We start from the raw sequence: 20,741 nt of genomic DNA, 5'->3' as shown, positions 1-20,741 counted from the left end.
ATGCAGCTCAGCATCGATCTCACCGGCCGCGACGTCCTGGTCACCGGCTCCGACCACGCCGCCCGCCAGGCGGTCCGCCGCTACGAGGCCGCGGGCGCCGTCGTCTACCGCCTCAGCACCCCTGCGGGTGCAACGCATGACGGCCCGCTTCCCGAGCGCCCCTTCCTGGTCGCAGCGGTCGACGACGGCCAGCCGGGCTGGGAGGCCCTGCTCGAGCGGTGCCGTATCACTGGCATTCCGGTGGCGGCCGAGCCGGCCGCCGGTCCCGTCGGCCACGTCACGCTTGTGGGTGGCGGTCCGGGCACCACCGAGCTGCTGACTGTCGCCGCCGTGAAGGCCCTCCGCGATGCGGACGTGGTGTTCTTCGACCGGCTGGCTCCCTGCCAGGACCTGCCGGACCTGACCTCCGCCGAACTGGTGGATGTGGGCAAGAAGCCCGGCCACCACAAGGTGGGCCAGGCCGACATCGAGAAGCTGATGGTCGCCGCCGCCCTGGAAGGCAATAACGTCGTCCGGCTCAAAGGCGGCGATCCGTACGTCTTTGGCCGCGGCGGCGAAGAAGTCGCCGCCTGCGTCGCGGCCGGCGTCAAGGTCCGCGTCATCTCGGGCGTCACCAGCGCGATCTCCGTGCCGGCGGCCGCCGGCATCCCCGTCACGCACCGCGAGGTCAGCCACATGTTCACCGTGGTCTCCGGCCACGCGCCGCTGACCGAAAAGGAACACACGCACCTGGCCGGACTGGGCGGCACCATTGTTGTCCTGATGGGCATCGGCACCCTGCACCAGCTCGCGGCCGGTCTCCGCAAAGCCGGTATGCGCCCCGATATGCCCATGGCCGTCGTCGAACGCGGTTACCGCCCCGGCCAGCGCACCACCATCGCGGACCTGGGCACCATCACCTCCGCCGCTGCCGGGTGCAGCAATCCCGCTGTGCTGGTCATCGGCGAGGTGGTTCGCGTGGCGGAAGCCAACCGCGGGCATGCTGAGGCCGCCGCCGACCTCGACCGGCTGGCGGCCTCGCTGCTCGGTTCGTGAAAGGATTGACCCCCATGACCGCACTGGCACCCGCTGAACCTGCCCAGCTTGAAGAGACCTCCGGGCCGGAGGCTGCGGACTCTCCGCTGGAGGGCTTCCGCATCGGAGTCACCTCGCACCGGCGCTCCCGGGACCTCATCGAGGCCCTGGAACGCCGGGGCGCGGAAGTACTGCACGCGCCGGCCCTCAAGATCGCCCCGGTGCAGGAGGACATCCGCCTCATCGAGGACACCAAGGCCATCATCGCCGCACGCCCGGACTTGTGCATCGCCACTACGGCGTACGGCATGCGCCGCTGGTGCGAAGCTGCCGATTCCTTTGGGATCGGTGAGCAGCTGCTGGAAACCCTCGGGGCGTGCCGGATGTTCGTCCGGGGCCCCAAAGCCCGCGGCGCCGTCCGCGCGGCCGGACTCGCCGACGTCGGAATCAGCAGCGACGAAACCACCGCAACGCTGGTGGATATGCTGCTCGCCGAAGGCGTGCGCGGCAAGACCGTGGCCGTGCAGCTGCACGGCTACACGGACGTCCGGCAGCTGGAACGCCTGCGTATGTCCGGCGCCACGGTCCTGACAGTCACCCCGTACCGCTGGGTAAAGCCCGACGGCGAAGACCGGCTTCCGCGCCTCATCGAGGCTGTGTGCAGCGGCAACCTGGACGTCCTCACCTTCACCAGCGCCCCCGCCGTCGATGCCGTGTGGAGCACCGCCCACGAGATGGGCGTCTACAAGCAGCTCATCGAAAGCCTGAAAACCAACGTCACCACAGCAGTGGTGGGGCCTGTCACGGCCCAGCCCCTGCTCGACGCCGGTATCTCGCCGCTCATTCCGGAGCGGTTCCGGATGGGTGCCCTCATCCGGCTGGTGTGCGAGCACCTCGCCCTGAACCACGTGCGGCGGCTGGACACCGCATCCGGCAACCTTGAGCTGCGCGGGCGCAGCCTCCGGGTCGACGGAGCGCACGTTGAGTTGGCGCCTGCGCCGCTGCTCCTGCTGCGTGCCCTCTTGGGGGCCGGTGGGGCCGTGCTTTCCCGGGAATCGCTGTCGGAGCTGCTCGAACTGAAGGGCTCAGTCCACGCCCTGGACATGACTGTCAGCCGCCTGCGGTCATCGCTGCCGGACGGCCGCCTGGTGGAGACGGTGGTCAAGCGGGGTTACCGGATCCGCGTCTAGGGACGCGGACTCCGGCCGCCTTTGTGTCATTCCGGAGCGCAGTGAGAGGTGCGTCACGGGTTCTGTTACCGGCCGGTAAACGTTGGCGAACAAAGGGCATTCTCACAGCAACAGCAGGGAAACACGCCTGAAAAGCCCGCCGCCTACGCTGGGATTCATCACGAAGTCCCGGCCGCTCCAGCGGCCGCCAGCGAAAGGGCCAGCACATGTCCGCTCCGGCACCGTCCACCTCAGTTTCCCCGGCTCCGCGCATCGTCATTGCCGGGGCCGGGCCCGCCGCACAGGCGCTGGTCCGCCAGCTGGACGGTGCCCGCTTCCGCGGCACCGTCACCATCCTCAGCAACCGGGACGACGCTCCCGCCGAACTCCTGGAGCTCGCAGAGCTGCCGCAGGTTTCCGTCCGCTTCGGCCAGCCAGCCAGCTTCATCGACGCGGAGAACCGCTCCGTCACCACCGCCGACGGCATGGAACTCAGGTACGACGAACTGGTCATCGCCACCGGATCAGCGCCCGTCGCGTCCCCCGTGGCGGGCGCCGGCCGCTGCCTGAGCTACTCCACGATCGACGACGCCGCCAGGATCGACGACGCCGCCAGGATCGGCGACGCCGTCAAGGAAGTGACGCGGGAACTGGGTAGGCGGCCATTGGGGATCCTCGTGGGAACCGGCGCGGCAGCGGGCCAGGCCGAAGCAGTGCTGCGTGCCCGCGGAGTCCGGCCCATCCGCACAACGGTCCGGCCGGCCGCCGTGGTGCACTCCATCGCCGGCGCAGGCCTGACCGCCTCCGGGGTTGTCTTCGAGGACGGCAGCAGCATGAACGGCGACCTGGTTGTCCTGGCCGAAGAGCGGGTTTCCCGCGATGGACTCGCCCTCAGCGCCGGACTCGCTACAGCCCCAAACGGCGGAATCGCCATCAGCAAGGACTTCAGGACATCGGTCTCCGGCATCTGGGCCATCGGTGACGCCGCAGCGTTCGACGGCGTCCGGCTGGGACTGCTGGTCGCCGCGGCTTCTGCCGCCGGTGCCTGCGCCGCACAGCTGATGACCGCTACATCAGCGGCGGAAGGCCTGGCAGCCTGCGTTGCGGAAGGCGTGGCCGCGGGTGTGGCGGAGCGCGTGCCTGCGGCCGCGTAAGCGTCCGCCCGCCGCGACACCCGCTGTGACAAGATGGTCACCTGAACAGCCACGCACTGCGTGGCTCCGGCGGCCCACAAGGCCACATGGAAAGGACCATCATGAGTAACGCAGCCACTCCTACCGACCAAACTGGAGCCGGTACGGTCTCAGCGTCGGGCAACATCGCTTCCTACATCGACCACACGCTGCTCAAGCCCGAGGCCAGCGAGGCGGAGATCCTCAAGGTGTGCGCCGAGGCTGCTGAGTACCGCTTCAAGTCAGTCTGCGTTAATCCCGTCTGGGTCAAGACGGTCAAAACCGCGCTCAAGGGGTCCGGCGTACTGACGTGCTCGGTGATCGGCTTTCCCATGGGTGCCACGCCCAGCGACGTGAAGGCTTTCGAAGCCCGCGGCGCGGTGCTGGACGGCGCTGACGAAATCGACATGGTCATCAACATCGCAGCCGCCCGCGCCGGTGACAAGGGTGCGCTGGTGGACGATATCTCCGCTGTCGCGGACGCAGTCCACGCGGGCGGAGCCATCCTGAAGGTCATCATCGAAACCGCATTGCTCAGCGATGACCAGAAGGTCCTTGCCTGCCAGGCATCCGTTGAAGCGGGGGCGGACTTCGTCAAGACGTCCACGGGGTTCAACGGCGGGGGCGCCACGGCCGAGGACATCGCCCTGATGCGCCGTACTGTAGGCCCCGATCTCGGCGTCAAGGCGTCCGGCGGCGTACGTTCGCTGGCTGACGCGCAGGCTATGATTGCTGCAGGTGCAACACGTATTGGTGCCAGCTCCGGCATTGCCATCGTCAAGGGTGAACAGGGTTCATCCAGCTACTGACGCCGGCCCGGAGCCGCCACAGTTTGAGCCCCGCGGGGCCGAGGAGGAAAGAATGTCCAGCAAGATCACAGAGTCCGGCAACGCCACGGTACAGACCCCCCAGAACGAGAACAGCCTCCTGGGCAGCATCCTTCTGTTTGTACCCATGATGGCGCTGTTCCTGGGCTCCATCTACTCCCTGTCCTTCCTCACTCTCGGCAACCCGTGGCCGATGGCCGTCTGCCTTGGCCTGTTTTTCCTGGCGTTCTGGATCCCGCAGACCATCACCGGCCGTTCCGATTCAGCCGGCGGGAAGTAAGACTCCATAACTCAAAAGGCGGGGGCCCCGGATCATTTCCGGGGCCCCCGCCTTTTAAGTCCTGGACGCCTGGATACTGGCCGCTCGAGGACCGGCCGCGTCAGCCCGCGCCAAGCAGGCGGCTGACCGTGGTCTTTCCGATCGCCATGGCGGCCGGGAAATGTGCTTTCGCCAACGACCAGGCCGCTACGCACATGCCCACCATCGCATAGGCGCTCACCGGGATCAGCACCAGCCACTCGCGCCGGGAACCTGCGCGGCCCAGCAGCGGCAGGGAAAAGGCGCCGTTGGCTTTCCAGACGTCGTTAAGGACCGGCAGCTTCCGGAGGAACTTCGGTGGCTTGATGACGATCGGCCAGAGCAGCGGCACGCCCCCGGTGGTGATCATGTCCCCCACGATGTGGACCACTACCCCGGTCAGCATCGAGACGGGCAGCCAGGTCCACTGCTCCGGCGCGAACCAGGTCACCAGTCCGGCCATGGCCAGGGCAAAGATCCAGTTGCTGATAAATCCGGACTTGGGAAACAGCTTCAGCGCCTTGGCCGCAATGTTGATCATGAACATGCACAGCAGGCCGGCACCCACGGACAGCAGGCCCCAGTCCGTCCGCAGCTGGAACTGCCCGGCCATCATGGCCAGCAGCACAAAGCACGCCGCCCCGAGCACCGAGTGGGTGCCTTGCCGGTGCCCGCCGCTGGCGTTCTCAATACCCACGGCAATCAGGTTGGACAGCGGCGGCAGCGAGTTGGCCACGGTGCTGTGGCGGTGGTCCCAGTCGCACACGAGCGCCGTCCCCGCCGTCGCCATCCCGCCGATGAGGATTCCCGTGGCGTCCAGCGGATACCAGCCCAGCGTGTACGGTCCCGTCGAGGCAATGGCTACCCACGCCGCGGCTCCCGACGCGGCGTGATGTCCTCCCATCAAGCTCTAACCCCTTACTGCCGGAGCGGCAAGTGGTGCGTCGGAGAAGATGTTGCGGATGACTCCATTGGCCCATTCCAGGATTTCGGCGTCCTGCAGGTCGCGGCCGCCGATCCTCGCCGTCTTGGGCTTCGGAATCAGCACCGCGTCCAGGGCCGGCTTTGACTGCGAACCCGGGTACATCCGGGTCAGCCGCATCAGTTTCGACTCCGGCAGCTGCGCCGGGGAGAACTTGATGAAGTTCCCCTGGAGCGCGACGTCGGACAGGCCGGCTTCGCGGGCACCCACCCGGAAGCGGGCCACGGCAATGAGGTTCTGGACCGGCAGCGGCGGCTCACCGTAGCGGTCCACAAGCTCGGCAAGGACCTCCTCGATGGCCTCATAGGTCAACGCGGAGGCCAGCTTCCGGTAGGCCTCCAGACGGAGCCGCTCCCCCGGTACATAATCGTGCGGGAGGTGGGCGTTGACCGGCAGCTCGATCTTCATTTCGGCGGCCTTTTCCTCGGCGTCGCCGCGGAAGTCGGCCACCGCCTCACCCACCAGGCGGATGTAGAGGTCGAAGCCGACGCCCTGGATGTGGCCGGACTGCTCGCCGCCCAGCAGGTTGCCGGCGCCGCGGATTTCGAGGTCCTTCATGGCCAGCTGCATGCCGGCTCCGAGCTCGTTGTGGGTGGCCACGGCCTTGAGGCGTTCCAGGGCCACCTCGCCCAGGGGCTTCTCGGACGGGTACAGGAAGTAGGCATAGGCGCGTTCACGGCCGCGGCCCACCCGGCCGCGGAGCTGGTGCAGCTGGGAGAGGCCGTACTTGTCGGCCCCGTCCACGATCAGGGTGTTGGCGTTGGAGATGTCCAGTCCGGTTTCGATGATGGTGGTACACACCAGGACGTCGAAACGCTTTTCCCAGAAGTCCACGATGATCTGCTCCAGCCGGCTCTCGGACATCTGCCCGTGCGCCACCTCAACACGTGCTTCCGGAACCAGTTCACGGATCTTCGCGGCCGTCCGGTCGATGGTGGACACCCGGTTGTGCACAAAGAACATCTGGCCTTCGCGCATCAGCTCACGCCGGATGGCCGCCGAGGTCTGCTTGTCCGTGTACGGGCCCACGTATGTGAGGACGGGATGGCGTTCCTCCGGCGGGGTGGCCAGCGTGGAGGTTTCCCGGATGCCGGTCAACGACATCTCCAGGGTCCGCGGAATGGGTGTGGCGCTCATGGCCAGCACGTCCACGTTGGTCCGCATTTTCTTCAGTGCTTCCTTATGCTCCACACCGAAGCGCTGCTCCTCGTCCACGATCACCAGGCCCAGATCCTTGAACGCGAAGTCCTTGGACAGCAGGCGGTGGGTGCCGATGACGACGTCAACGGAGCCGCTCTTGACGCCCTCAACGGTCTCTTTGGTTTCCTTGGTTCCCTGGAACCGCGACAGGGCTTTGACCCGCAGGGGGAACCCGGAGAAGCGCTCGGTGAACGTTTCGAAGTGCTGCTGGGCGAGCAGGGTGGTGGGCACCAGGATCGCCACCTGCTTCCCGTCCTGGACCGCCTTGAACGCGGCCCGGACGGCGATCTCGGTTTTGCCGTAGCCCACGTCGCCGGACACCAGGCGGTCCATGGGGATCTCGCGCTCCATGTCCGCCTTGACCTCATTGATGGTGGTCAGCTGGTCCGGCGTCTCCACGTAGGCGAAGGCCTCCTCCAGCTCACGCTGCCACGGAGTGTCCGGCCCGAAGGCATGGCCCTTTGAGGCCATCCGCGCGGAGTACAGCCGGATGAGCTCGCCGGCGATCTCCTTGACGGCCTTGCGTGCCTTGGACTTGGTGCTGGCCCAGTCGGAGCCGCCCATCTTGCTGAGCACAGGGGTATCGCCGCCAACGTAGCGGGTCACCTGGTCCAGCTGGTCGGTGGGGACAAACAGGCGGTCCCCGGGGGCGCCGCGCTTGGACGGGGCGTATTCCAGGACCAGGTACTCGCGGACGCCGTCTCCGCCGCCGGCCACCTTGCGCTGGATGAGTTCGATGAAGCGGCCAATGCCGTGCTGTTCGTGCACCACGGAATCGCCGTTGACCAGCTGCAACGGGTCCACGGCGTTCCGCCGCTTGGACGGCATGCGCCGCATGTCCTTGGTGGAGCCCGCGGAGGTCCGTCCCAACAGGTCCGCTTCGGTGAGCAGCCCCAGCTTGAGGCTGTCCAGGACAAAACCGCGTCCGACGGCGGCAGTGGTCACCTCGATGATGCCCGCCTGCGGCTCCTTCTCAAGGGTGTCCACCCTGGCGCAGGGGATGTCGGCGTCGTGGAAAAGTTCCGCCAGGCGCTGCGCCGGGCCGGGACCCTCCGTGGCCACTACGATCCGCCACTGGTCCCGGACGTGGGAGCCGATGAAGTCCATCATCTCGGCCACATCACCCTGGTACCCGCGCGGTTCGCGGGCGCGGAGGTTCAGGACGTCAATCTCGGGCAGCAGCTCCTCGTCAGTGGCCAGCGACGTGATGGACCACCAGGACACCTCGTGCTCCAGCGAGAAGCTCCGGGTTTCGGCCAAGGAACGGAAGCTGGCTGAGTGCAAAGCTGCCGACGCCTGCGAACTGAGGTCCAGTGGAGCCGTGCCGCCATCCGAGGCCGTGGACCAGGCTGCTTCCAGGAACTCCTCGTTGGTGGCCGCAAGATCATGTGCGCGCCTGCGGACCTTTTCCGGTTCAATGATCACCGAGATGGACCCGGCGGGCAGCTGCTCCACGAACGGGACCATGGCGTCCACCAGCACCGGGGCCAGGGATTCCATCCCTTCCACGGCGATGCCGCCGGCGATCTTCTCCAGCATGTCCGCGGCCGCGGGAAGCTGCGCCTTCAGGGTGGCCGCGCGCGACATCACCGACGGCGTGATGAGGATTTCGCGGCAAGGAGGGGCGTGGAGCTCGGTGGGGTGGTGCACCCCGGGCGCCGACAGCGAGCGCTGGTCGGCCACCGCGAACCAGCGCATCTGGTCCACCTCGTCGCCGAAGAACTCCACACGGATGGGATGGTCCTCGGTGGGCGGGAAGACGTCGATGATGCCGCCGCGGACGGCAAACTCGCCACGGCGGGTGACCATGTCCACGCGTGCGTAGGCGGCATCGGCAAGGCTCCGCACCACGCTGGAGAACGGCATGTCCTGTCCCACCTTCAGGGTGACCGGAACCAGGTCACCCAGCCCGGCGACGATCGGCTGGACCACCGCGCGGACCGGTGCCACCACTACACGCAACCGGCCCGCCGTCGAACTTTCCGGGTGCGCCAGGCGGCGCAGGACGGACAGCCGGCGGCCCACGGTGTCCGAGCGGGGCGAGAGCCGTTCGTGCGGCAGGGTTTCCCAACTGGGGAACTCGGCCACTGAATCGGCCGGCAGGTAAGCGCGCAGGGCCGCTGTCAGATCCTCCGCTTCGCGTCCCGTAGCGGTGACCGCCAGAACTACAGGAGGGAGCCCGCCGTCGGGAGTTCCTTCGTCGGAGCCGGCGTCCAGGCCGTCTGCCATTTCCGCCAGCAGGACGGCGCGGAGTCCGGCTGGCGCGCTGATCTGGTAGTCCTGGCCCCGGACGTCAAAACCCCTGGCCGCCTCCGCCTGGACCCGCGCGAACGTCTGGTCTTCTGCCAGGACACGGCGCAGTCCGGTCAGCGAGGGACCACCGTTGGACGGGCCAGGATGGGACGGGCCAGTGGGGCTCATGGCGGAAACTCCTGTGGGTTCAAGGAAAAAGCAGGCAACACGAAAGCCCGAAATTCATTTCGAATCCCGGGTCATCCCAGCCTACCCCTGCCCAGGGGCCCGCCGGGCACCCCGTTGCTAAGCTTGCTGAGGAAGCGCGCCTGTTGCGCGCCTCCGCCTGCCTGCCTGCCTGCCTGCCTGAGGAGCTTTCAGTGAGCGATAGCAATAGTCCGAGCGACGCTCCCCCCACCGTGGCGCCGGGGACGGCACGAACCGTCCTGGTGACCGGCGCCACCGGCTACATCGGCGGCCGCATGGTCCCCCGGCTGCTGGAGGCCGGGCACACCGTCAAGGTCCTGGTCAGGACCCCGGCAAAGATCGCCGGCGTGCCGTGGCTGGGCAAGGTTGAGGTCATCGAGAGCAGTCTCGACGACGGCGGAGCCCTGGAGCAGGCGCTGGCCGGCGTCGACGTGCTCTACTACCTCGTCCACTCCATGGCCTCCGGCGCCGGCTTCGAGTCCAAGGAAAAGGCCATGGCGGAAACGGCGGCCAGAGCCGCTGCCGCCGCCGGCGTAGGCCGGATCGTCTACCTGGGCGGCCTGCACCCGGCCAACGTGGAACTGTCCACTCACATGCGGTCCCGGGAAGCCGTGGGAAAGGTGTTCCTGGACAGCACGGTGGACGCGGTGGTCTTCCAGGCCGGGGTGGTGATCGGTTCCGGGTCCGCGTCCTTCGAAATGATCCGCCACCTGTCCGAAGCGCTTCCGCTGATGCCGGCCCCGAGCTGGGTGCGCAACAAGATCGAGGCAATCGCCGTCCGGGACGTGCTGCACTACCTTGTGGGCGCCGCATCCTTGGACGGGCCCGTCAACCGCACCTTCGACATCGGCTGCCGGCAGGTCCTGAGCTACGCGGGCATGATGAAGGAATACGCCGCCGAGGCCGGGCTGCCGTACCGGGTGGTGCTGGCTCTGCCCATTCCCGCCCCGAGGCTCGCCGGCGTGTGGGTGGCCCTGACCACGCCCATCCCGCTGTCCATGTCGCTCCCGCTCGTCGAGTCGCTGCAGCACGATGCCGTGTCCCGCGAACACGACATCGACGCCCATATCCCGGTGCCGGCGGGCGGCCTGACCCCGTACCGGCGGGCCGTTGCCCTCGCCCTGGGCAAGGAGCGTGACGGCCAAGTGGAAACCACATGGTCAAATGCCGGGGCCGACGCCGATCCGCTGCCCAGCGATCCGGACTGGGCAGGCCACACGGTCTACGTGGATGAACGGACCTTCCACGGCGAAGTTGATCCCGCCGACGTGTGGACCATCATCGAAGGAATCGGCGGCCGGAACGGCTGGTATTCCCTGCCGCTGGCATGGCGGGTACGTGGCTGGCTGGACAAGCTCACCGGCGGCGCGGGCCTGCTGCGGGGACGAAGGCACCCCGGCACCCTGGCCTCGGGCGAAGTGGTGGACTGGTGGCGCGTGGAACGGATCGATCGCGGAAAACAGTTGCGCCTCCGCGCGGAGATGCGCGCCCCCGGACGTGCTTGGCTTGAACTGTCCGTAGAACCTGACGGGACGGGCAGCCGCTACCGGCAGCGGGCCATTTTCTTCCCCAAGGGCCTCAGCGGAAAGCTCTACTGGCTTGCCGTGCTGCCCTTCCACAGCCTCATATTTCCGGCGATGGCACGGAACATCACCACGGCGGCGCAGAAAATCGCCAGCGCCGACAGCGCGGAGGCCGGTTCCAACAACACGCAAGGCTCCCCGTAGGATGTGGGGAGCAAAAAGCGTTCTGACCTACACATCACTGGAGGACCCATGGCACTGAGTGCAACCACTACCCTTCCGCACGCCGTCGACAGCGTCGCTGCCGTCTTTATCAACGAGGACTTCCAGCGGCACACGAGCCAATTCGTTGGCGGCACACTTGAATCCTTCGAGGTGGCCGGAGACGTTGACGGAGTATTCAGCACCACCTCGGTCCGTACGCTGCCCACCACCCGGCTGCCGGAGATCGCCCGCAAGTTCGTGGGCGAGAAGCTCACGGTGACGCAGGTGGAGAACTGGGACGCCCCGGCGGCCGACGGCTCCCGCCAGAGCAACATCACGCTGAAGATCGCCGGCGCCCCCCTTGATGTGACCGCGGTCCAGCGGCTCGTCGCGGAGGGCGGCAGCACGCGCATTGAACTCGAAGGCAACGTGACCTCCTCCGTTCCGTTCCTGGGCGGCAAGATCGCCGAGGCAGCTGAGCCCATGGTGGCCAAGGCCCTGAACATCCAGTCACAGCAGGCCCAGGCCTGGCTCGAAAGCCACTAAGGCCATGCAGCTCCCCCTGTTTGCGGGCGTGGTCCTGATCATCGCCGGCCTCTGGTCCCTGGTGGTCTGGCCGCAGTTCCTGCGCCGCGTGATGAAGGATCCCAGGGCGCAGGACGCCGCCGGCAAGGCCACAAAGTTCCTCACCGTCCACGTGGTGCTGGTCAGCATCTCGATGGTGCTGGGCGCTGCCACGGCCGTGATCGGGGTTATGGGCCTGCTCGGGTAGGCTGGTCACAGGTGCGCCGGGAAGTCTGGTCGGCAATAGTTTTGCCGACCCCTTAATTCCAGGAGCCACCCATGGCCAAGCACCCTTCCCGCCCCGCCTTCGCTGCTAAGGTCCTCAGCCGCTCAAGCTACCCTGAATTCCTGCGGATCTCAGAGATCCTCAGGCTGGAAACAGCCGGCGGTGCCCTCCTGTTGCTGGCCACAGCCGCGGCCCTCATCTGGGCCAACTCGCCGGCGGCTGAGGGCTACTTTACGCTGCGGGACCTGAAATTCGGTTACGAACCCTGGCACCTCCGGCTCTCCCTGGGGCAATGGGCCTCCGACGGTCTCCTGGCCATATTCTTCTTCCTGGCCGGCCTGGAACTCAAGCGGGAGTTTGTCTCCGGTGAACTCCGCAAAGTGTCCAAGGCGGTGGTTCCGGTGGCCGCGGCCGTGGGCGGCGTGGCAGTTCCGGCTCTGATCTACACGCTGGTCAATCTCGGCTCGGGAACGGAGGCGCTCAGGGGCTGGGCCATTCCCACAGCCACCGATATCGCCTTTGCCCTGGCCGTGCTGGCCGTCATCAACACCCACCTGCCTGCGGCCCTCCGGACCTTCCTGCTCACCTTGGCCGTAGTGGATGACTTGCTGGCCATCGGCATCATCGCCTTCTTCTACTCGTCCGGACTGCAGCCGCTCTTCCTGTTGGCGGCACTGGTTCCGCTGGGGCTGTTTACCCTGCTGGCCCAGAGGAGGGTCCGTAGCTGGTACCTGTTGCTGCCGCTGGCCGCCGCCACTTGGGGACTCGTGCACGCTTCCGGTATCCACGCCACAGTGGCCGGTGTACTCCTGGCGTTTGCCGTGCCGGTGCTGGCGTCGCGGAAACGCGGTGAGGCGGGTTCCGGTATGGCTGAGTCCTTTGAACACCGGCTCCGCCCGCTTTCGGCAGGTTTTGCCGTCCCGGTCTTCGCCTTCTTTTCCGCCGGAGTTGCCGTGGGCGGCCTCGACGGTTTCCGGTCGGCCCTGGCGGATCCGGTGGCGCTGGGAATTGTGGCTGCGTTGGTGGTCGGCAAAACGATTGGCGTGTTCGGTACTACCTACCTGATCACTAAGACCACCAGGGCAAAGCTCGACGACGGCCTCGCCTGGATCGATGTTGCCGGCCTTGCGCTGTTGGCCGGGGTGGGCTTCACTGTGTCGCTGCTGATCGCCGAGCTGAGCTTCGGTGCGGGCTCCGCCCACGATGACCACGCGAAGGTTGCCATCCTCACCGGGTCACTGGTGGCCGCCCTGCTCGCCGCCATGGTGCTCCGGCTGCGGAACCGGCATTACCGCGCAGTGGAACTTGCGGAACGGCATGATGCTGACGGTGACGGCATCCCGGACGTTTTCGAGCACCGGGGCTGACAGCGGCGCGGACCGGCCTCGGCCCGGCCTCGGCCCGTGCGGGCCTAGGCTGCCTGGTTCAGGGCGTCCTCGGCGGCCACCCAGGAAATCATGGCGCACTTAACGCGCGCGGCGTAGCGGGCCACACCCTCGAAAGCCGCGGCGTCGCCCAGAATCTCGGGATCGGCGTGGATCTTCCCGCGCGAGCGGAGCACTTCGCGGAAGGTGCCGATGACGGCGTGGAGCTCGTCCACGGTCATTCCCTCCGCGAGTTCGCTGAGGACCGACGCCGATGCCATCGAGATGGAACACCCTTCGCCGTCCCAGGAAATCTGCGCCACCTTGCCGTCTTCCACAGCCACCCGCAGCGTGACTTCGTCGCCGCAGACCGGGTTGAGTTGGTGGGACTGGCCCGTGGACGCCCCCGCCGGCGCGGCGATGCCTGCCAGTCCGCTGCCGTGACGGGTTTTGGAATGGTCAAGGATGATCTGCTGATACAGCTGGTCAAGGCTCATGGTGGTGTACCTTCGGTGATCGCGCTAGACGCGGAAGTAGGAGCGGACCCCGGCGACGGCTTCCAGGAAGGCATCGACGTCGTCGGTGGTGTTGTACAAGTAGGCGCTTGCCCTGGTGGTTGCGGTCAGGCCCAAGCGGCGGTGCAGCGGCTGGGCGCAATGGTGACCCACGCGGACGGCGATGCCCCGGGAATCCAGGAACTGCCCGACGTCGTGCGCGTGCACGCCGTCGACGTGGAACGCGGCAAGGCCGATCCGTTCCTGTCCGGCGGCGGGGCCCAGCACGCGGATGCCGGGAATGGACTCCAGCCCCGCCACCATCCGCTGGCCGAGCTCCGCTTCCCAGCGGTGCACGCGGTCCAGGCCGGTTTCCGTGAGGTAGTTGGCTGCGGCGGCCAGGGCAACGGCCTGCGAGATGCGCTGGGTGCCGGCCTCGAAGCGCTGCGGCGCGGGCAGGTACTCGGCCCGTTCCATGGTCACCGTGGTGATCATGGAACCGCCCGTGAGGAACGGTGGCAGCACGTCCAGGAGGTCCTGCTTGCCGTAGAGGACCCCGATTCCGGTAGGCGCCAGCATCTTGTGGCCGGAGAACACGGCGAAGTCGACGTCAAGCCCCTTGACGTCCAACGGCAGGTGCGGTGCCGACTGGCAGGCGTCCAGGACCACGAGGGCTCCGGCCTGCCGCCCCAGCGCAACCAGTTCCTGTACGGGATTAATTGTGCCCAACACGTTAGAGGCGTGGGTGAACGCGAGGACCTTAGTCCTGCTTCCCAGGATCTCGGCCGCAATATCCAGCCGCAGGGCACCGGCGTCGTCGATGGGGATGTAACACAGCGTGGCGCCGGTGCGGAACGCCAGTTCCTGCCAAGGGATCAGGTTGGCGTGGTGCTCCATTTCGGTCACCACGATCTGGTCACCCGGGCCCACTGCGAGGTCTTTCAGCCGGGCGTCGCCGCGCCCCTGCGCCGCCCACAGCGCGGCGTTGGACAGGGCGTAGCTGAGCAGGTTCAGGCCTTCGGTGGCGTTGGAGGTCCACACCGTTTCCGTGTAGCCGGCACCGATGAAGTCCGCTATGGTCTCGCGGGCACCTTCGAACACCTCTGTTGCTTCCACGGCAAGGTAGTGGGCCCCGCGGTGCACGGCAGCGTTGCGCTGTTCGTAAAACTCCTGCTCAGCTTCGATGACACTGCGCGGGTTTTGCGAGGTGGCGCCCGAATCGAGGTACACCAGGCGCTGGCCGTTCACCAGCTGGCCAAGTACGGGGAAGTCGTTTCGAATCCTGAGGACTTCGGCGTTATCCATGGCCGGCACTGCGCGTTCCAGCGTGGCAGGCGTTGATACTAGGGCCAAAGCTAACTCCTTGAGATGCCAATGGATTGACACTCAATTGTCCCACAACACCACTATGGCGGTGGCCCGGTGGGCAACCGCCACAGCAGCTCCGGGCTTCAGCCCGCGGAAGTGAGGGCCGGCGACGGCTGGGGGGAGAGTCTCGGTCTCAGAAGACTCTGACGTCGCCGGCCCCGCTTCGATCCAGCCCCAGGGGCCGGAAGTTTGCTTCAAAATGAGGCCTGAAAGTCTGTTGGCCGGTCCGCGGTTTTGGTGGCTCCGTGTTTTCCTGCCGCACTAAGTCAATCGCATGCTGAAGCTCAGCACACGAGTAGGCAGTACTCTACTTTTTTGCGCCGGGGCTACGCGTTTCCGGACGTCCGTACGCAAGGTCCCGGACGCATGGCGTCCGTACGCAGGCCTAGTTAGGAAGGGCTGAAGCCAGTTCGTCGCGGCTCCGCACGCCGAGTTTGACGTACGTGCGGTAGAGGTGCCCCTCCACAGTACGCACGGACACCATGAGCCTTTGTGCGATCTCCCGGTCGGTGAGACCTTTCACGGCGAGCTCTACGATGTCCTGTTCCCGGCGGGTGAGGTGCACGCTGGGTGCTGCGGCGATGAAGTGGCCTTCCCGGAACCGCTCGCCCAGTTCGTGGTCGCACTTCTCCCGCAGGGCCACCGCCTGACGGGCCCGCCGGCGCTCACCGGAGATCTCAAGGACGGTGCTCGACCGCGCGTAGGCTTCCCGGGCAAGGTTAACGAATCCCGCGCCTTCAAGCATGGCTGCCGTTTCCATGATGGAATCGGCGTCCTCGGACTCCCAATGCCCCGCCAGGGTGAGCATTGCCGCGGCCCACCGGCCTTCGACGCTCCCCGCCAGTGAGTGGACCAGCGGGATCACGGAATGGTCTCCCAGGTCCCAGCAGAGAGCCAAGAGTTCCAGAAGTGTGCCGGCCCGGGTGGTCACCTCGGGCGTGGTGGCCAGTGTGTGGAGGCGCGCCAGGCCTTTTCCGTCATGCGCCACATACTCCGATGCCGCTGCCGCGTACGCCCTCGCAAGGAGTCCGTAGCCGGTGGAGCCCTGCGGTGAATCCTTGTAATCCAGCTCAAGCCGGCCGGCCTGGGCGGCGTCGCCGAGCCTCGCCGCTACATAAAACGCCAGCCCGGAACCAAACCGGAACATCTGCAGCGGATCGTTGAGCCTCAGGGTCTCCACCGCCGGCAGCAGCGTTTGGTAGGCGCGTTCCATCCGCCCCTGCCGCAGGAGCGAGTAGCCACGGAGCACCTCGAGGCTGCCGCCGAAATAGGCGACACCCCGCGGCTGCCCGGCAGCATAGTTCGCCAACTCCCGTTCCGCCGAGTCCCACTCCCCCATGGCCAGGTAATCTGCCACCAGGCGGCCCAGGACAAATTCATTGAAGAAGAACACCCCACCCTGCAGTGAGGGAAGTTCCGAGACTGCCAGCAATGCGGCATCCAGCCCCTGGACGGCCCGTCCGGCCGGGGCGAGCGAATGGGCCAGCAGCGCCAGGCCCACCGCACGCAGGGCGTCGTCCGTGGCATCGCCGGCGCGGCTGCTCCGAAGTTCCTGGACCTCGGCCTCCAAGGCCTGGTGGTTGCCTGCTTCGCAAAGTTCCAGCAGGCGAAGCAAGCGCTCCTGCCAGGGCCCGGCCGGCGCACCGGCGGTCTCTTGGGAATCCGGCGGCACAGCATCCGGGCCAGCCGTCATGGCGCCTGCGCCCTGAAGCGCTTCACGGGAATCGGCCGCGAATACTGACAGCGGCGTTCCCAGAGCCTGGTGTGCCATGGCCCTGAGCATCAGGACCGGAACAGCCCAGGCACCGTTCCCCAGTTGCAGCCAGCATCCGTCCAGGAGCTTGGCCGCACCCGCAAAGTCGCCTTCATTGAATAAGGCGCGTCCCTGGACTGCCTGTGCCTGCGGCACGAGGTCCGGGTCCGCGACCTTCGCCGCCATCATCCGGCTGCTCCGGTTCCGGGAGTGGACCAAGGCAGTGCCGGCCGCCTCAAGCAGCTCGGGATCGGATATTTTCAATCCACATTCAAGGGCCCATTCCACGGCCCTCATCCTGCCTTCAGACCCTTCGGGAGCGGTTCCCAGCTGATCCCGGATCTTTTCAAGCAGCTGTAGGCTCCGGGACACCGAGATACTTGTGCGGAGCGCCTCGCCGAACACGGAGTTCCAGATCCGGAGATCGGCTGGAATGCCGGAACTTTCCACCATCATCTGCTGGTCCAGCAGCGTGCGAACTACTTCAGCGCCAAAAATATCCTCGATCACCTTCCGGCTCACGGGCCCGGCGAGGGCGACAAGTTTCAGGACTTCCTGCTCTTCCGGGCTGCGGCGGAGCATGTCCTTCACCACCACCTCGGCGAGCCTGGGTCCGTCGGCAGGCAACGGGCCCAGCAGCATCCAGATCCCGTTCCGCTTTGCGAGTTCGCCCCGCTCTGCGGCATCATGCAGCAAGGCATCAAGAATCCGCGGATTTCCGCCAGACGCGCTCCAGATTGTGTCAATGGTTCCGGAGGGGATTGTTCCATCAAGTGCGTGGGAGAGGACTTCCTCGACCTGCTCCCGGTTCATGGGTCGGAGATCCACACGGTCAGCCAGGCCGTCATACCAGAGCTGAGCGAGCGGCTGGGGCAGCCCGGGCCGCGGCCTTCCGGCAGCAAGCACTGTGGCCCATCCAGCGGAGATCATGTCGGCCACGATGCTGGCCGTTGCCTCGTCCAGGTGATGGGCGTCATCCATCATCAGAAGCAACGGGGTATCCCTGCCGGCTTTCAGCTTCTCAAAGTACCTCCACACGGACCGCAGCACAGCCACCGAAGACACGGAGTCTTCGGCCGTCAGCTCCGCCGTGTAGGGCGCCAAAACTCCAAAGGGAACGCCGGACAGCGACGAACTTCCATGGATCTGAACAATGATCATCTCCTGGGAAAGCCGCTCGGTGATGGCCTCGGTCAGCGTTGATTTCCCGATGCCCGGGCCAGCCATGAGGAACACGGCCTGGCTCGTGCGGCTGCGAATGATGTTGCAGATCCGGTCCAGCGGCTCACGCCGGCCCGTGAGCAGTCGATATGGCGTTCCCTGTTTGGCAGCGTGGCCGTTAGACGAGTCCAGTCAGATCACCCCTGGATGTAACTCCGAGCTTGGTAAAGACCTGGTAAAGGTGCCCTTCCACAGTGCGCACGGACACGCCCATCTCCACGGCGATATCGCGGTTGGACGCGCCCCGGCCGGCCAGCCGCGCGATCTGCCTCTCCCTGGCGGTCAGCAGCGGGCTGCCGCTGCTCGGCACGATCGGCAGGCTTGCCACGGTGGCTGCGAGGATGTCCAGTCGGGCCTGTGCAGTCCTGGCGGAAACCGAGTCACCGGCCTGCCGGGCGTAGTCAACGGCCAGCGCCATGCACCGGGCCTCAACGGCATCCAGTTCCAGGGTGGCCGCCAGTTCCCCGCCGGCAAGCAACGTCTTGGCGTCGTGGGTGCGGCTGCCCACGGCGACAAGCCGCGAAATTTCCGCCAAGGGGCCCTGGCGTTGCCCGGCCACTTGTTCCATCAGCCGGAAGTCCGCTTCCGTGCCGTTGACGGTGGCTCCGAGCAGGCTGATCCCGGCCAGGGTGAACCTGCCTGCTGCGATGTCACGGCGGGCTGACTGCTTGAGGCGGGTGGCTGCGTCATTGTCCCCCAGCCATCGGGCGGCCATGTCAGCGCAGAATTCAGTGCGGCTCCGGGTGGCATGGTCAGCGGCACCTGCCGTCCGCTGCAGCCGGTCAAGATACTGCCGGGACTGCCCGGCATTGCCGATCTGCGCATACGCGAAGGCGATGGCGGCGTAGGCGGCGCGGAGCAGGCTCCGGACGGGCCGCAGTTCCAGCTGTGCAGCGGCCGAGAGCAGCGAATCAAGGGCAACGGCGCCGCGGCCCGAGTACACGTAGGCGATGCCGGCCGCTAGCTCCGCGGCGGCGCTCCGGTAAGGGAGCCGGTGGAACTCGCGCGCGGAAGGCGGATCCAGGAGGTCGATGCACCGGCGCCATTGCCCTGCCATCAGGAGCACGTTGTACGCCCGGCCGGCGAACCTCTCGCGCAGCCCCACGATCTCGGCGGCGTCCGAGATCTGCCCGCCCAGCTGCCTCATCAGGCTCAGGGCGTCCATTTCCCGCCCGGCCATGGACAGGGCGCTCATGAGGATCACCGCTGAGTTCATCCTGAACCAGGTGTCGGGATTCTGCCCGGGGTCCGCAGCGGCTTCCAGTGCGGGCAAGGCGGAGGCGTAGTCCCCCACAAAAGCCTGGTACTCGAATTCGCTGAGGCTGATCCGGTTGGCCGCAGCAGCCAGCGGCTCCGGCCAGCCCTTCGCGATTCCTGGCTCCACGCCCAGCCGCTCCCGTGCCGTCTGCAGCAGCGCCGGCACCCGGGCGGTGTGTTCGGGGAGCCAGACCATGACCCGAGATTTGGCCTCGACCACCCGGGCGAACTCCTCAACGTCCAGGTTGTCCAGCTGGGGCTGGGAAATATCGTCCAGTGCTGCCATGGCCTGCACCGGGAGGTCCATGAGCAGGTACGCTGCCGCTTTCTGCCGCTGGGCAGGCACCCACTGAGGGTCATTCCGCTTCAGCGTGTCGGCATACTTGAGGGCAAAATGAGGGTCAAAGAGCTGCACTGCGGCTTCGGCGGCGGCCAGCGCCATGGCCGGACTCAGCTCGGCCTCGCATTCCTGGGTCCAGGCGCCGAACGCCATCAGTTCTTCCACCGTCATCGTGGCAGGGTCAGGTTCCTTGCCGCCCAGGAGCAGGCTCCGCAGTTCCCTTCGCCGAGTGATGCTGAGCCAGGAGCGGACAACGTCGCCGAGGTACTTTTCACGCAGTGAAACCCATCGGTTGTCCGAGGAATCGATCTCCAGCAGGCCCGAATCCTCCATGTCCGCCACCACACCGGCACCGTACACTTTGGTCAGCCTGGACAGTTCCACGCTGCGGGCGCACGAGAGCATCTCGATGACATCCCGTTCCTCCGGAGACTTCCGGGTCCACTGGGACCGGACGATGTCGTCGAGGCTGGCCGCGCCGTCGAGCACCACCTTGTCCCGAAGAGTCCAGACGGAGTCCGACAGAACCAGGTTCCCCGAATGCTGCTGCTCGGTTACAAGCGCTTTCAGGAGCAGGGGGTTGCCGCCAACCATGGTGTGGAAAGTGCTGACCAGGGAGGCCGAAACGCGGTGGCCCAGCAGGGAAAGCAGCACCTGGCGGGTCTGCAGCTCATTGAGGTTGTCCAGCCTGACCTCGGTGAGCCGGCGGTCGTTGAGGAGCCAGTGGAAGTCGGCCGGAAGATCACTGACCATGGGTGCCACGGCCACCATGCGGGCGGTCCCGGTCAGGAGGATGTTGAGCAGGACGCCAGCGCTCATATCATCAAAGCTGCCGGCGGTGTCCAGGGTGATGACACACTGGCGCCCCGCGGCATCGCTTTTGATGAGGGACGTAATGCCACGGAGGATGGCTGTGGGCGACCCCATGTACGCCTGGGGAAGACGCGCCAGCAGGAAAGCCAGGCAACCGTAGGGTGTTGTGCCGGACGACGGTCCGCTGCGCAGCTGCAACGTCCAGATATCCGGGCCAAGCTCGGCGACGGCTGTCCTGGCCAAGGATGACTTACCTACACCGCGTCCGCCGGTGATGACGACTCCCAGGGAGTCGAGGCTGGTCAGGGCGGTACGGACCGCTTCGAGGTTGGCGCTCCGCGCGGGCACGGACCATCGCTGCGGCTCTGACACGCCTGCAGTGTCGGTGCGCAGCTCAAGGTCGTTGAGCGGTGACCCACGTCCCCAGCTGAGTGGCTCGATTGACATGAACTTGTCCCCTACATCCCACTAAAGCGGGATAAGCCCCATCGCTCCCCCACTTAAGAAGAAGAC

Annotated in this window: 15 protein-coding genes; 9 read left to right on the top strand and 6 right to left on the bottom strand. The window is 66.7% G+C overall.

What is annotated here, in order from left to right; all coding sequences use genetic code 11:
* The 5 genes from cobA (at position 1) to ACVWY0_RS03850 (ending at position 4,462) form a co-directional block, all read left to right on the top strand.
* Positions 1-1,035, top strand: coding sequence for a uroporphyrinogen-III C-methyltransferase (cobA, locus tag ACVWY0_RS03870; protein WP_485835500.1), 1,035 nt, complete (start codon positions 1-3; stop codon positions 1,033-1,035).
* 14 nt (positions 1,036-1,049) lie between these two features.
* Complete coding sequence (locus tag ACVWY0_RS03865; protein ID WP_485835499.1) at positions 1,050-2,204, top strand: uroporphyrinogen-III synthase; 1,155 nt, start codon at positions 1,050-1,052, stop codon at positions 2,202-2,204.
* Positions 2,205-2,410: 206 nt separating this feature from the next.
* The gene (locus ACVWY0_RS03860; RefSeq protein ID WP_485835498.1) at positions 2,411-3,337 is read left to right on the top strand and encodes an FAD-dependent oxidoreductase; all 927 of its coding nucleotides are present in this window, start codon (positions 2,411-2,413) and stop codon (positions 3,335-3,337) included.
* Positions 3,338-3,438: 101 nt separating this feature from the next.
* The gene (gene deoC / locus ACVWY0_RS03855; RefSeq protein WP_485835497.1) at positions 3,439-4,164 is read left to right on the top strand and encodes a deoxyribose-phosphate aldolase; all 726 of its coding nucleotides are present in this window, start codon (positions 3,439-3,441) and stop codon (positions 4,162-4,164) included.
* 52 nt (positions 4,165-4,216) lie between these two features.
* Positions 4,217-4,462: a hypothetical protein gene (locus ACVWY0_RS03850; protein WP_485835496.1), complete on the top strand. Its 246-nt coding sequence runs from the start codon at positions 4,217-4,219 to the stop codon at positions 4,460-4,462.
* A gap of 100 nt (positions 4,463-4,562) precedes the next feature.
* Here the strand turns inward: ACVWY0_RS03850 and ACVWY0_RS03845 are convergent, their stop codons facing one another.
* Together ACVWY0_RS03845 and mfd are read right to left on the bottom strand one after the other, a co-directional pair.
* Positions 4,563-5,384, bottom strand: a complete 822-nt coding sequence (locus ACVWY0_RS03845; protein WP_485835495.1) for a metal-dependent hydrolase — start codon at positions 5,382-5,384, stop codon at positions 4,563-4,565.
* 6 nt (positions 5,385-5,390) lie between these two features.
* Positions 5,391-9,083, bottom strand: a complete 3,693-nt coding sequence (gene mfd, locus ACVWY0_RS03840) for a transcription-repair coupling factor (protein ID WP_485835494.1) — start codon at positions 9,081-9,083, stop codon at positions 5,391-5,393.
* A 191-nt stretch (positions 9,084-9,274) separates the two neighbouring features.
* Here mfd and ACVWY0_RS03835 point away from each other — a divergent pair, with 191 nt between their 5' ends.
* The 4 genes from ACVWY0_RS03835 (at position 9,275) to nhaA (ending at position 12,985) form a co-directional block, all read left to right on the top strand.
* Positions 9,275-10,828 carry an SDR family oxidoreductase gene (locus ACVWY0_RS03835; RefSeq protein ID WP_485835493.1) on the top strand — a complete coding sequence of 518 codons (1,554 nt, stop codon included), beginning with the start codon at positions 9,275-9,277 and terminating at the stop codon, positions 10,826-10,828.
* A 48-nt stretch (positions 10,829-10,876) separates the two neighbouring features.
* A complete protein-coding gene (locus tag ACVWY0_RS03830; protein ID WP_056348089.1) occupies positions 10,877-11,374 on the top strand; it encodes a DUF2505 domain-containing protein in 498 nt (165 codons plus the stop codon).
* Positions 11,375-11,378: 4 nt separating this feature from the next.
* Positions 11,379-11,600, top strand: coding sequence for an SCO4848 family membrane protein (locus tag ACVWY0_RS03825; RefSeq protein WP_485835492.1), 222 nt, complete (start codon positions 11,379-11,381; stop codon positions 11,598-11,600).
* Positions 11,601-11,671: 71 nt separating this feature from the next.
* Entirely contained in the window at positions 11,672-12,985 is a 1,314-nt protein-coding gene (gene nhaA / locus ACVWY0_RS03820; RefSeq protein WP_485835491.1) for a Na+/H+ antiporter NhaA, read from the top strand.
* A 44-nt stretch (positions 12,986-13,029) separates the two neighbouring features.
* Here the strand turns inward: nhaA and sufU are convergent, their stop codons facing one another.
* From sufU to ACVWY0_RS03800, 4 genes are all read right to left on the bottom strand, one after another.
* Entirely contained in the window at positions 13,030-13,479 is a 450-nt protein-coding gene (sufU, locus tag ACVWY0_RS03815; RefSeq protein WP_485835490.1) for a Fe-S cluster assembly sulfur transfer protein SufU, read from the bottom strand.
* A 24-nt stretch (positions 13,480-13,503) separates the two neighbouring features.
* Complete coding sequence (locus ACVWY0_RS03810) at positions 13,504-14,829, bottom strand: SufS family cysteine desulfurase (protein WP_485835489.1); 1,326 nt, start codon at positions 14,827-14,829, stop codon at positions 13,504-13,506.
* A 400-nt stretch (positions 14,830-15,229) separates the two neighbouring features.
* On the bottom strand, positions 15,230-17,902 hold the full coding sequence (locus tag ACVWY0_RS03805; protein WP_485835549.1) for a LuxR C-terminal-related transcriptional regulator: 2,673 nt from the start codon (positions 17,900-17,902) through the stop codon (positions 15,230-15,232).
* Positions 17,903-17,936: 34 nt separating this feature from the next.
* Complete coding sequence (locus tag ACVWY0_RS03800; RefSeq protein ID WP_485835488.1) at positions 17,937-20,675, bottom strand: LuxR C-terminal-related transcriptional regulator; 2,739 nt, start codon at positions 20,673-20,675, stop codon at positions 17,937-17,939.
* Between the last annotated feature and the right edge of the window lie 66 nt (positions 20,676-20,741).

It is taken from the genome of Arthrobacter sp. UYNi723 (assembly GCF_054057635.1).
The sequence above is the reverse complement of the archived record's forward strand: the minus strand, read 5'-3'. Positions and strand labels throughout refer to the sequence as shown.

Coding starts and splice junctions, on each gene's coding strand:
- cobA (WP_485835500.1), top strand. CDS start 1: ATGCAGCTCAGCATCGATCTCACCGGCCGCGACGTCCTGGTCACCGGC.
- ACVWY0_RS03865 (WP_485835499.1), top strand. CDS start 1,050: ATGACCGCACTGGCACCCGCTGAACCTGCCCAGCTTGAAGAGACCTCC.
- ACVWY0_RS03860 (WP_485835498.1), top strand. CDS start 2,411: ATGTCCGCTCCGGCACCGTCCACCTCAGTTTCCCCGGCTCCGCGCATC.
- deoC (WP_485835497.1), top strand. CDS start 3,439: ATGAGTAACGCAGCCACTCCTACCGACCAAACTGGAGCCGGTACGGTC.
- ACVWY0_RS03850 (WP_485835496.1), top strand. CDS start 4,217: ATGTCCAGCAAGATCACAGAGTCCGGCAACGCCACGGTACAGACCCCC.
- ACVWY0_RS03845 (WP_485835495.1), bottom strand. CDS start 5,384: ATGGGAGGACATCACGCCGCGTCGGGAGCCGCGGCGTGGGTAGCCATT.
- mfd (WP_485835494.1), bottom strand. CDS start 9,083: ATGAGCCCCACTGGCCCGTCCCATCCTGGCCCGTCCAACGGTGGTCCC.
- ACVWY0_RS03830 (WP_056348089.1), top strand. CDS start 10,877: ATGGCACTGAGTGCAACCACTACCCTTCCGCACGCCGTCGACAGCGTC.
- ACVWY0_RS03825 (WP_485835492.1), top strand. CDS start 11,379: ATGCAGCTCCCCCTGTTTGCGGGCGTGGTCCTGATCATCGCCGGCCTC.
- nhaA (WP_485835491.1), top strand. CDS start 11,672: ATGGCCAAGCACCCTTCCCGCCCCGCCTTCGCTGCTAAGGTCCTCAGC.
- sufU (WP_485835490.1), bottom strand. CDS start 13,479: ATGAGCCTTGACCAGCTGTATCAGCAGATCATCCTTGACCATTCCAAA.
- ACVWY0_RS03800 (WP_485835488.1), bottom strand. CDS start 20,675: ATGTCAATCGAGCCACTCAGCTGGGGACGTGGGTCACCGCTCAACGAC.